Raw genomic sequence first — 11882 nt, 5'->3', positions numbered from 1 at the left:
TGTGACTACGTCTACTGAGCAATGGGGTAAAGCTTTCTCGGTCTTGCAGCAATTTGAAAGGCAGCTTATAGATCCTTCCGACTTTGGGTGGAAGTATATTACCGATAAGTCTGGTGTGTCTAAGCCGACCCTGTGGCGAAATAAGGAATTTGAAAAAGAGTTTCAGCGTATTAAGGGAATTGTTAAAAGTTATGCTCGTGGTGAGAAACAGTTCGATCAAGAGGTTTCGCTGAAAGCGGCCAGAGATCGTGATCGAGATCACCAGATCGAAATGCTCAAGGCACAGGTCCAGGAATTGACGAAGCAATTGAATAGGGAGCGAGAAAGACTTATATACGCCTCTATGATTGCTCGCCGTAAGAATATCGATCCTGCGGAATTCTTAGATGATAGCCCTGTGTTTCGTAAGCCTGCCAAAGGCGGCTCAGTGATCAAGCTGCCGTCAAAGGGTGGCTAGCCAATGTCGGTTGCCTTCAACTGGCTTTGTTTCTGCACTTCATGCATATCTACCCTTACGGGTCAGCAGCGTGCGTGCGATAACATCCAGTAAAGACTGCGTAGTAGCCTGAGTTGAGGTCATGCTGTTGACCGGAAATCTCTAGCAATAACTGACACTGCCCAGTCCGCTGGGCTTCTTTTCCTGATGCTCGCCGGTCGGTGGACAGATGCAAGAAGTACAGGGCCATGTCGTCGTGTGCTTTATTTGGAACTTGGAGAGAGGGCGAAGTACTGCGCAGTTATGACTCCAAGATCAGCATGTCGGCCCCGAAACAGGAGGTCCCGGGGCTGAACGGCTTGAGGTTTTCCCGAATCACCCCCATGAACAGCAGGCAGTGATACAGGGCTATTGCCCGACCCGATAACGGCCAGGGATAAGGCGAACAGCCAAACGGCGAAGTCCGCGCGGTAACAGGCGACCGTCAGCATTACCGCCAAAGGAAACATGAAGATGCGCTGGAACCAGCACAGCACGCACGGGGTTTTGCCCATGACTTCACCGATAAACAAGGCGGCTAGGGTCGCGGCCAACGCCAGCAGCCACACGGCGAGCAGCAAACCCCAGGGGTTAGCGGAGGGGGCTATCTGGCTTCTCATCGTTATCTACTCGCCCTTTTCCTTATATGGGGATGGCACGTTAGCGGGCCCGCAGCAGCTGTCGATTGGCTTTGTGTTACAGCATGCGTCTTGCACAGGCACCGGTCGACTCGCTTGGCGTTGCAACCAGCAGGCACAGCAGCTATCGAGCTGGGCGTTCATCTTGATGACGAAGCTCCCATTAAGGCGGGGGTTGGCAACTACAACGTGAATCGCGTGTGGGGGAATACTTTCCGCGCTCTTTTGTGGTAATGGTCAATGGCGGTGACTTTTCCCAACATGGGTGTGCCCATCATCTGGAAGCGCACTGACTCCGCCAGTAGTGTTCAGGCGCTGAAGGATTCCGCACTCGTCTACGCCCCGCTCAGAGGCACAGCGATGCCGTAACTCAACCAGTTGTTGTTGCAGTGCCAGCAGGCTGGTCACGCGCGCTTGCACATGCTCGATGTGCTCATCCACTAAGTTATTCACACCCTCACAGTTCTCTTCTGGCCGATCCATCAGCGCCAGCAAGCTTCTGATCTCGTCTAGGGTCATGTCTAAGGTTCGGCAGTTACGAATGAACGTAAGCCGCTCAAGGTGCTCGCTGGTGTACAGGCGGTAATTACCCTCGCTGCGGGCCGGAGCCGGCAACAGCCCCTCACGCTCGTAATAGCGAACCGTTTCAACCTGGCAATCGGCAAGCTTGGCAAGCTCTCCAATTTTCATCAAATACCTCTTCGACAAATGCTTGACCCTGTAGTGGCTTCAGGGTGTTCACTCTGCACAACTGATCAACGAGGATACCCCCATGGCTGGCTGCTGCGGTGACGAAAAAAAATCTGAAGCGGTTGCAAAGGATGTCTGCTGTGACTTCAACGAAGCAAGTAAAAACTCCACCACTGGTGCTGCAGCGCTAGGCCCCGCAGCCGGTTCCAGGCTCAGCAGCTTTCGTATTGAGCAAATGGACTGTCCCACCGAGCAGACGCTGATTCAGGACAAGCTGAGCAAGCTGGCGGGCGTAGAAAAGCTCGATTTCAACCTGATCAATCGCGTTCTTGGGGTATGGCACAACTTGCCGTCGACCGCGCCTATCGAAGCGGCGATTTCGTCCCTGGGTATGCTAGCAGAACCGCTCTCTACTGAGGGGCAAGCCCGCGTCAAAATCGAACAGATGGACTGCCCGACGGAAGAAAAGCTGATCCGCGACAAGCTGTCCTCACTGCCTGGCATCAGTGCACTGGAGTTCAACCTGATCCAGCGCGTACTGACGTTTAGCCACACAGTAGACGCACTGCCCGTCGCGCTGGCAGCGATTAGCGACCTGGGTTTCACCCCAGTGATCGAGGGCTCAGCAACGGCAAACGGTGAAGCGCCAGCCGCGCCGCGCAAGAAGTCCTGGTGGCCTTTGGCACTATCCGGTGTGGCCGCTGTATCGGCTGAAGTGCTGCACTTCGCCGAGCTTGCGCCTGAGTGGGTGGTGGCCGGCGTGGCTTTGCTGGCCATTCTGCTGTGCGGCCTGACGACTTATAAGAAGGGCTGGATCGCCCTGAAAAACCGTAACCTGAACATCAATGCGCTGATGAGCATCGCGGTGACCGGTGCGGTGCTGATTGGGCAATGGCCAGAAGCGGCCATGGTCATGTTCCTTTTTTCTGTCGCCGAGCTGATCGAAGCAAAGTCGCTGGATCGGGCGCGCAATGCCATTCGTGGGCTGATGGACCTCACCCCAGAGCGCGCCACGGTGCAGCAAGCTGACGACACATGGCTTGAGGTCGAGGTTAAAAGCATCGCCCTAGGCGCATTGGTGCGGGTTCGCCCTGGCGAGCGGATCGGCCTCGATGGCGAGGTAACGGCTGGCAACTCCACCATCAACCAAGCGCCGATCACAGGGGAAAGCCTGCCCGTCGAGAAAACCATTGGCGACCCGGTTTTTGCTGGAACCATCAATGAAGCCGGCTCGCTGGAATACCGCGTTGTGGCCGCAGCCGGCAACACCACGCTGGCCCGCATCATTCACGCAGTCGAGGAGGCGCAGGGCTCACGTGCGCCGACCCAGCGCTTTGTCGATCAATTCGCCAAGGTGTACACACCGGTTGTATTTCTTTTCGCCCTGGCTGTCGCCATCGTGCCACCGCTGTTTATGGCCGAACCGTGGTACGACTGGATCTATCGCGCCCTGGTGCTGCTGGTCGTCGCCTGCCCTTGCGCCCTCGTCATCTCGACGCCCGTCACCATCGTCAGTGGCCTGGCGGCGGCGGCGCGCAAAGGCATCCTGGTCAAAGGCGGCGTCTATCTGGAGATCGGCGGCAAGCTTGGCTTCCTAGCACTCGACAAGACCGGCACCCTAACCCACGGCAAGCCGGTACAAACCGACTACATGCCGCTGGTTGAGCAGGACGCCGCGCTCTACCACGCCCATGCCGCCAGCCTCGCCAGCCGCTCTGACCACCCGGTGTCGCAAGCGATAGCCAAACACGCCACTGAAAACGGCCTGCCAAACTCTGCCGTTGACGGCTTCGAAGCCCTGCTGGGCCGAGGTGTTCGAGGCCGCATCGACGGCGTGGATTTCCACCTGGGCAACCACCGCTTGGTTGAAGAACTTGGCCTGTGCTCCCCCGAGCTGGAGGCAACACTTGAAGGCCTCGAACGCCAAGGTAAAACCGTGGTGGTGCTGTGCAATCCACAGCGTGCCATTGCCCTGTTCGCCGTTGCCGATACCGTCAAAGACTCCAGCCGCCAGGCCATCGAAGAGCTTCACGCGCTGGGTGTGAAGACCACCATGCTGACCGGCGATAACCTGCACACCGCAGAAGCTATCGCGCAACAGGTAGGCATCGACGAGGCGCGCGGCAACCTCCTGCCCGTCGACAAGTTGCAGGCGATTGAAGCGTTGCAAACCCGTGGTTACGTGGTCGGGATGGTCGGCGATGGCATCAACGATGCGCCGGCGCTGGCGAAAGCTGAAATCGGTTTCGCCATGGCCGCCGCCGGCACAGACACCGCCATCGAAACGGCCGATGTAGCCTTGATGGACGACGACCTGCGCAAGATCCCGGCCTTCATTCGGCTGTCGCAACAGACCGCCGTAATCCTCAAGCAGAACATCGTACTGGCGCTGGGAATCAAGGCCCTGTTTCTCGCCATTACCCTGACGGGTCAGGCGACGATGTGGATGGCCGTCTTCGCCGACATGGGCGTCAGCCTATTGGTGGTATTCAACGGCCTGCGCCTGCTTAAAAAATGAGGTGGGAGGATTGCAGATCAGGGCAGCATTGCAATTCGCAATTGAGCAGGCCTTTCAAGAGGCCGAGCACGCCATGCAGGAAAAGCGCAGTGCAACTGCCTTTCAATGGCTAGAGCGAGTGCACATCCTGACCCAGCGCCGCCCCTTGCTGCATGCCAAGTCACACTGGCTGATGCTCGTGCTCGGCTGGCAGACTGGCGATTATCGAGAGGTTGCCGGACAAGTATCGCGCATTCTCGCGGCCTTGTTGTTCTCTAAAATTTGGGTCCCGGTAGGCAACACAGGCCGCGCAAGAATTAATGCTTTCAGGTCCTTGCCAGTCCCATCAGATCTGCAGGCTCTGCTTGCAAGTGATGATCAGGCGTCATTTAAGTGACGGGCGCTGACCTTCAAGCCCTACTGTGAGCTTACTGAAACTTCTCAAGCATCATCCATCCAATTTACGCCTGAAGCTTCTCGTGGCCGTTACATTGAAATATCGCTGAAAACCACAAGAAAATGTCGCTTTAAGACAACTTATTACTAGTGGTCAATTAAGATTACAAAATTGTAATTTTACAATCATCTTCAAGTTATCTCCACCTTGCAAGGATATGGCTCAGCACCGATGGTGCGGAGCACTTGTGGGTGCGCAACCTATAAAAATGCAATGGCGAAGAATTATATTTATAACTGCCAATTATAAAGGAGCAATAAATGCTAAATAAAACCAAGATTTCCCTTGCAGTATTTTCGGCGATTGTCAGTTCAACTCCTCTCATTGCAGTTTCAGAAGAACAAGCTGATGGGTTTGTCGAGGGCAGCAGTTTCAATATCCTCAATCGAAACTTTTACATGAACCGTGACTTCCGGAAGGGCCAGTCAAGCAACACAGGTAACGGTTACACTGAAGCTTGGGCACATGGAATCATTGGTCAGTTTGAGTCGGGCTTTACCCAGGGGACTGTAGGTTTTGGTATTGATACTTTTGCCATGCTTGGCCTAAAACTGGATACTGGTGATGGGCGCTATGGCCCCGGAGGCAGTGTGAACCTATTACCTGTTAATAGTGAAGGGGAAGCCGAGGACAATTATTCTAAAGTTGGTGGTGCAGTAAAAGTTCGCTTGCTCGATACGGTTGTCAAGGCAGGTGATGTATTCCCCATGACTCCGGTGGTTCACTACGGTGATTCTCGCCTGTTACCGGAAAGCTTTCGTGGTGTAACCCTTGAAAATAGTAGCTTTGAGGGACTTACCCTTCAGGGGGGGCGTTTGCATGCTATGAGCCAACCGCAAGTCAGCACAATGCGCGATGACTTTGAAACTTTTTACGCTGGCCCAGTAGATTCGTCATGGCTTGCCTATTTCGGTGGCGACTATTCAGTGAGCGATAATCTGAGTTTTAGCCTTTACAGCAGCAAACTTAAAGATGTTTGGGACCAATACTATGCAGGGACAGCCTTTAGTCGTCCGTTGACTGATGATATTTCGTTGTTTGGTGGCTTGAACTACTACAAAGCTGTCGACGAAGGCCAACAGCAGTTGGGTGAATTCAATAATAATATCTATAGCGGTAAAGTAGGCGTGCAATTTGGAGCCCACAGCGTCGCTTTGTCTTACCAGCGTAATAATGGTGATAACGACTTCGATTACCTGCGCCAATCCGACTCTATCTATCTCGACAACTCGATCCAGTACAGCGATTTCAACTCACCGAATGAGCGCTCTTGGATGCTTCGCTACGATCTAGATATGGCAAGCTACGGAATCCCTGGGCTGAGCTTCATGACTCGCTATGCACAGGGCTCAGATGCTGACTACTCCAGTGCAAACGAAGTCTATATGCGGCGTGATGACGATGGTAACCCGCTAACTGATCAGAAGCGCTGGGAGCGAGATATTGAAGCTAAGTATGTCCTGCAAACAGGCTCATTGAAAGATATGTCTTTCCGCGTTCGTCAGATGACTACGCGTGCTACCGCTTACGAGTCTGATTTGGATGAGGTTCGTCTAATCGTTGAATATCCCCTTAGCGTACTGTAAATAATTATGGCTGGGCGGGAGGGCCCCCCCCCGCTCGCTCATGCGCGGCATCCAAGTAATGATTAGATATCAATAATGTAATTTTCAGCTCACGCTGGTGTTAGGTTTCCTCTTGTAAAATTTTCCAGTCCTTGCGAGCTTTTCACTAAGGTTTCTCAAGTTGCTTGTTTACTTTTACGAGGCCAGTCTTATGAAGATTTTGAAATCCCTGATTATTGGATCGGTACTTCTTGTCGGCTCTACACTGACTTATGCAGAAGATGGCTATGATCGCTCAATGAACGCGCAAGAAAAATTCAGAGCCGATCAAAAACGAATTCACGGAGTTGAGTCTACCGCTAAACCAGCAGACGATTTAAATGTTAATTCTAACGACCAAGATCGGACTGAAACCGATATTAATAAACAAATTAACGCTGAATAATTGCTCAACTCCATACGATGTTCACCTCTAGTAGCTCCCGAGCTCCTTTGGAAAGAGGTGTACCCTAAGCGCCCTTCGTGGCGCTTTTTTTAATACACGATTTTTATATCTCACAGCATTTCTTTGGATATATTGATTTCTGATGAAACTAGGCACTCACTTAAGTGAGGATGCTGGTCAGTAAGGAGTCTGATGACCAAGTAGCGTCTGGGCTACATACACGAGTTGATGTACAAAGCTGACTGCTTGGTGTTCGATCAGGGCTATAGTTACTATGAGATAGTCCAGTCACTTTTTTGGTTGATTCTGTTCGGAATCGCTGGTTTAAAAAGCTCCAGCAAGGGGGGGTACTGAAAAGCAAAGCCGTGCTGTATGAGCAACAAAAAATGAGGAGCAAATAGCGGGGGTTTGTCGATAGAAACGTTAGAAATCAACTTTAAAAAGCTTGTCGCGCCCATCATGGTGGAAAATTGTTCGGGTTAGCCCTGTACTCCGTCAAGAGGAGCCAGCATATCTATTGTACTTTGTGGTTGAAGTGTAAGCGCCCGGCCAACCCGTATTGCGCCAGGCGACCTATTTAGGCCGCTGTCGACGCAAAACCGGGCTTCCCTCGCCAAACGATCGCCGGTACTGCGCGAATGTAAATCAGCTCACATACCAACTCGATCAACGTCTGTGTTATTACTGCTGCGGCAGCAAGCCCTCGAATATCTTCAGGCAATGCTAATGCCAGAGGCAGAACAACCAGGGAGTTTCGAGTTGTTGAGCTAAAGGTAACCGTTCGTGCTGTCGTGGCTGGCAATTTGGCAGCTCTTGATCCCAGCGCTCCCATTCGTGGAGCCAATACCAGAAAGCTATATACACAGGTATAACTGGAGCAAGCAGGGTAATGTCACGTACCACCGAAGATATCTGAGTTCCAACCACCACGATTAGAACCGAAGCCATTTTAGGAACGGGTAGCCATGCCCACACTGCGTTCCACCCGGCGACAAGATTTGACCGTTTGGCCTCAGCAGCTGTAGCTACCGCCAAAAACATCGGTGCGATAATTAGAAGAGGAAACGCTTCAACGAATGGGCCGATGGAGATTACGACTTCGGACTACCGTACCAGCATGAAGGCCAGGTAAAAAGGCAGCAATACAAGCTGTACCAACACCAGAACCGGGGTGGCCGAAAGAGTCGCGCGCGAGTCGCCTTTGCCAATATGAGTTAAGACCACCACGTAGTCGATGCAGGGTGTTAGCAATTTCAATAGTGCGCCACGAGTATGGCCGGGTGGTCTACAAGGTCTCTAGTGATGCCCCAAAGCAATTACGGAATAAGTACGAAATTGGTGATGAGAAGCGCCGACATGAAGTATGTCTTTGCTCCTGACTCCCCCCTCCAGAACGAAAATGGTGCAAAGCTAGCATACCTGCCTGAATAAAGTGCCCAGCTATGCGGCAGCGGTTCACCGATCTCACATGCCCGCTGAGTCGGCAGGCGAGGAAGCCATACCGTTGATTTAGTCAGGGTAGATGGTCAGCGCAGATCAGCCGTTGGACTAGTGGCCAGTCCTATTTTACAAAGCATTCCACATCTGATTAGTGAGGACGGCATGCTAATTGGCGATTCAAGGTGCGTAAGTTGATGTGCAAAGTGATCTTTATTAGCAACCAACTTTGTACCTATAGCTGAAAAAAACAACACTAGACCGGTACGATAATACTATTGTGCTTGGCCTTGAATTCCCTGTTGTATCTTGGCTAAGTGTTCGAGCGGGATATTCAGAACGTAGCTCTTATCTCTCCGGCTTAAAGATTTAGCTGAGGCGGATCGCATGCTCGACGGATCTGTTAAGACTCACTGCAGCATGCGGTCTAATCTGACATAAAGGTACAAAACGCCCGGTGCTTTACGTCGGGCGTTTTGAGAGCGTAATAGGTGTAAACCTATTACGGGATTAGACACTCTGTTAAGTGAGCAATGTGCCGTCCTTAACGCAGTCGATGAGCCAATCGGTAGAGCAATGGCAGCACCAGTAGCGTTAGCGTCGTAGATGATAATATTCCCCCAATTACCACCGTGGCCAATGGCCGTTGAACCTCAGCCCCTGTCCCAATTGCAGTAGCCATTGGAATAAAGCCTAGAGAAGCCACCAAGGCAGTCATCAGTACCGGACGTAGACGCGTCAGCGCACCTACGCGGATGGCTTCGTCCAGCCCCATGCCGTTCTCACGTAAACTACGAATAAAGGAAATCATCACCAAACCGTTGAGCACTGCGACGCCTGACAATGCAATGAAACCTACACCTGCCGAAATAGATAGCGGAATATCACGCAGCCACAAAGCCATGACCCCACCTGTCAGTGCAAAGGGCACGCCAGTAAATACCAGAAGGCCGTCTTTGATATTTCCGAACATCATAAATAGCAGAGTGAATACCAGTAGAAGTGACACTGGCACGACAATTTGCAGGCGTTTAGCAGCCGACTGCAATTGCTCGAATGTACCACCCCATGTCGTCCAATAACCTGTAGGGATGCTGACTGATTCAGCGATTTTGCTCTCGGCCTCAGCAACAAAAGAACCTATATCTCGACCGCGCACGTTGGCGGTGACGACCACGCGACGCTTTCCGCTTTCACGACTTATCTGGTTTGGTCCCGGTGCGGCAATTACAGTAGCGACGTCCGCTAAGCGCACAAATCCCGGACTGTCCTTGTTATCACCATTGGCCAGGCGGATAGGCAATTGCTGAATTTTGTCGGCATCATTGCGCCACTCATCTGATAAGCGGACTTGAATGTCGAAGCGACGGTCGCCTTCATACAACGCACCTGCCTCGCGTCCGCCGATTGCGGTGGAAATAGCGTCTTGGATCTCTGATACATTTAAACCGAACCGTGCGGCTTTTTCGCGGTCGATTTGCACGCTGAGCATCGGGAGCCCCGTGGTTTGTTCAACCTTCACGTCAGCTGCACCTGAAATACCTTCCAGCACCTCTGCGATTTGCTCGGCAGTCTCGTTCATGACATCCATATCATCGCCAAAGACCTTGACCGCTACGTCACTGCGCACACCGGAGATCAGTTCGTTGAAGCGCATCTGAATTGGCTGAGTAAACTCATAGTTATTGCCGGGGATCTGCTCGATTGCTTTTTGAAGCGCAGCAACCAAATCTACTTTACTGAGACTCGGATCTGGCCATTGATCTCGCGGTTTGAGCATTACAAAGTTGTCCGCCACATTTGGCGGCATTGGGTCGGTTGCAACTTCAGCGGTTCCCAGCTTGGCGAATACCGTATCAACTTCAGCAAATGACTTGATTTTTTGTTCGAGCTGCACCTGCATGTCAATTGCTTGAGAGAGGCTGGTACCTGGGATACGCATAGCATGTAAAGCGATATCACCTTCGTCAAGACTTGGCACGAACTCGCTACCCATTCGCGAAGCAGCCAAACCAGACAACACCATTATGACCGTCGCTATAGTCAACACCAGCGGTTTGCGGACCATGACCCAGTCCAGTAATGGCTCGTAACCCTGCTTTAACCAAACCATCAAACGGTTTTCTTTTTCACTGACGCTGCCATTGAGAAACAATGCAACTGCCGCTGGAACAAACGTGACAGAAAGGACCATAGCGCCTAGCAACGCTGTCACCACGGTGAATGCCATCGGATGGAACATCTTGCCTTCAACGCCCGTCAAGGCAAAAATCGGTAGGTACACCACCATAATGATCAGTTGCCCAAATAGCAGCGGGCGACGTGCCTCCTTCGAAGCAGCGAAAACTTCGTGGAAGCGCTCGTTACGCGTCAACGTTCTTCCCGCAGTAGCTTGCGCGTGAGCCAGGCGACGCACGCAGTTTTCAACAATCACGACTGCGCCATCAATGATGATGCCGAAGTCGAGCGCACCGAGGCTCATTAGATTCGCGCTCACCTTGTTGCTTACCATGCCTGTGAAAGTGAATAACATCGACAGCGGGATCACCATCGCAGTTATGAGGGCTGCACGGATGTTGCCCAAGAATAGAAAGAGGATCGCGATAACCAGCAGAGCACCTTCGATTAGGTTCTTCTTTACCGTGTTGATTGCTTTGTCGACCAATACGGTGCGGTCATATACTGTCTTCGCTAGTACACCCTTCGGAAGATTTCGATTGATCTCCTTTAGCCGTTGATCGACAGCCTGCGATACATAGCGGCTATTCTCACCAATCAACATAAACACCGTGCCGAGCACTACCTCTTGGCCGTTTTCGGTGGCTGCACCGGTACGCAGCTCTTTGCCTAGGCCGACATCAGCTACATCACCGATGCGCACTGGGACACCATTGGTGCTCTTGATAATAATGTTAGCGATATCCGCGATCGAGCCTAACTGCCCAGGGGCGCGGATCAGGTACTGCTCGCCGCTCCGTTCGATGTAGCCCGCCCCGACGTTTGCGTTGTTATTTTCCAATGCATCCACAATGTCAGGCAAACTGAGGTCATGGGCAACCAAGCTCCCTGGAATGGGCGATACTTGGAATTCTTTAGCATAGCCACCAATGGTGTTGATCTCAGTAACACCTTTTACTGTTCGTAGTTGAGGCTTTACGATCCAGTCTTGGATTTCTCGCAGGTCCATCGGCGTGTAGGAGCTTCCATCTGGCTTTTTTGCGCCGTCTTCCGCTTCTACGGTCCACATGTAGATCTCACCTAACCCAGAGGCGATTGGTCCCATGCTTGGCGACAGTCCACGAGGAAGGTTTCCTCGGGCTTCTTGTATTCGCTCATTCACTAACTGGCGCGCGAAGTAGATATCCGTGCCATCTTCGAAGATTACAGTTACTTGCGATAATCCATAACGCGAAATGGAGCGAGTTTCCTGTAACTTGGGCAGCCCCGCCATGACTGTCTCAATCGGGAATGTCACACGTTGCTCGGTCTCTAAAGGTGAGTATCCCTTTGCTTCAGTATTGATTTGCACCTGCACGTTGGTAATGTCGGGAACCGCATCAATCGATAGCTTTTGATAGCTGTAAATACCCAATGTTGCCATGCCGAGCACAGCCAGCAAGATCAGCCAGCGCTGATCGATGGCGAAGCGAATTAATCGTTCGTACATGTTAGTTTCCC

At 52.2% G+C, this 11882-nt stretch carries 8 protein-coding genes and 1 pseudogene; 5 read left to right on the top strand and 4 right to left on the bottom strand.

Going from position 1 to position 11882, the window contains the following annotated elements:
- Position 1: 1 nt before the first annotated feature.
- Entirely contained in the window at positions 2–457 is a 456-nt protein-coding gene (locus PMYSY11_RS21130) for a hypothetical protein (protein WP_010490643.1), read from the top strand.
- 242 nt (positions 458–699) lie between these two features.
- Here PMYSY11_RS21130 and PMYSY11_RS21125 read toward each other — a convergent pair whose 3' ends face one another.
- Complete coding sequence (locus PMYSY11_RS21125) at positions 700–1095, bottom strand: disulfide bond formation protein B (RefSeq protein ID WP_069899920.1); 396 nt, start codon at positions 1093–1095, stop codon at positions 700–702.
- 255 nt (positions 1096–1350) lie between these two features.
- Positions 1351–1803: a Cd(II)/Pb(II)-responsive transcriptional regulator gene (gene cadR, locus PMYSY11_RS21120; protein WP_010490645.1), complete on the bottom strand. Its 453-nt coding sequence runs from the start codon at positions 1801–1803 to the stop codon at positions 1351–1353.
- Positions 1804–2038: 235 nt separating this feature from the next.
- On the opposite strand from cadR, the gene PMYSY11_RS21115 reads away from it, so the two are divergent.
- The 4 genes from PMYSY11_RS21115 (at position 2039) to PMYSY11_RS21100 (ending at position 6767) form a co-directional block, all read left to right on the top strand.
- Positions 2039–4321 carry a heavy metal translocating P-type ATPase gene (locus PMYSY11_RS21115; protein ID WP_069900107.1) on the top strand — a complete coding sequence of 761 codons (2283 nt, stop codon included), beginning with the start codon at positions 2039–2041 and terminating at the stop codon, positions 4319–4321.
- Positions 4322–4337: 16 nt separating this feature from the next.
- Positions 4338–4697: a DUF3703 domain-containing protein gene (locus PMYSY11_RS21110; protein WP_029529713.1), complete on the top strand. Its 360-nt coding sequence runs from the start codon at positions 4338–4340 to the stop codon at positions 4695–4697.
- Between the two features lie 320 nt (positions 4698–5017).
- Positions 5018–6343, top strand: coding sequence for an OprD family porin (locus PMYSY11_RS21105; RefSeq protein WP_069899919.1), 1326 nt, complete (start codon positions 5018–5020; stop codon positions 6341–6343).
- A 190-nt stretch (positions 6344–6533) separates the two neighbouring features.
- Positions 6534–6767, top strand: coding sequence for a hypothetical protein (locus PMYSY11_RS21100; RefSeq protein ID WP_010490653.1), 234 nt, complete (start codon positions 6534–6536; stop codon positions 6765–6767).
- Positions 6768–7344: 577 nt separating this feature from the next.
- Here the strand turns inward: PMYSY11_RS21100 and PMYSY11_RS21095 are convergent.
- Together PMYSY11_RS21095 and PMYSY11_RS21090 are read right to left on the bottom strand one after the other, a co-directional pair.
- Positions 7345–8140, bottom strand: a pseudogene (locus tag PMYSY11_RS21095) (arsenic resistance protein); the annotation flags it as partial.
- A gap of 608 nt (positions 8141–8748) precedes the next feature.
- Positions 8749–11871, bottom strand: coding sequence for an efflux RND transporter permease subunit (locus PMYSY11_RS21090; RefSeq protein ID WP_010490656.1), 3123 nt, complete (start codon positions 11869–11871; stop codon positions 8749–8751).
- Between the last annotated feature and the right edge of the window lie 11 nt (positions 11872–11882).

It is taken from the genome of Pseudomonas marincola, from assembly GCF_900682675.2.
Lineage (GTDB): Bacteria > Pseudomonadota > Gammaproteobacteria > Pseudomonadales > Pseudomonadaceae > Aquipseudomonas > Aquipseudomonas marincola.
The sequence above is the reverse complement of the archived record's forward strand: the minus strand, read 5'-3'. Positions and strand labels throughout refer to the sequence as shown.

Bases quoted from the DNA above. Each gene is read 5' to 3' on its own strand.
- PMYSY11_RS21090 (WP_010490656.1), bottom strand. From the start codon at position 11,871: ATGTACGAACGATTAATTCGCTTCGCCATCGATCAGCGCTGGCTGATC.
- PMYSY11_RS21115 (WP_069900107.1), top strand. From the start codon at position 2,039: ATGGACTGTCCCACCGAGCAGACGCTGATTCAGGACAAGCTGAGCAAG.
- PMYSY11_RS21125 (WP_069899920.1), bottom strand. From the start codon at position 1,095: ATGAGAAGCCAGATAGCCCCCTCCGCTAACCCCTGGGGTTTGCTGCTC.
- PMYSY11_RS21105 (WP_069899919.1), top strand. From the start codon at position 5,018: ATGCTAAATAAAACCAAGATTTCCCTTGCAGTATTTTCGGCGATTGTC.
- cadR (WP_010490645.1), bottom strand. From the start codon at position 1,803: ATGAAAATTGGAGAGCTTGCCAAGCTTGCCGATTGCCAGGTTGAAACG.
- PMYSY11_RS21100 (WP_010490653.1), top strand. From the start codon at position 6,534: ATGAAGATTTTGAAATCCCTGATTATTGGATCGGTACTTCTTGTCGGC.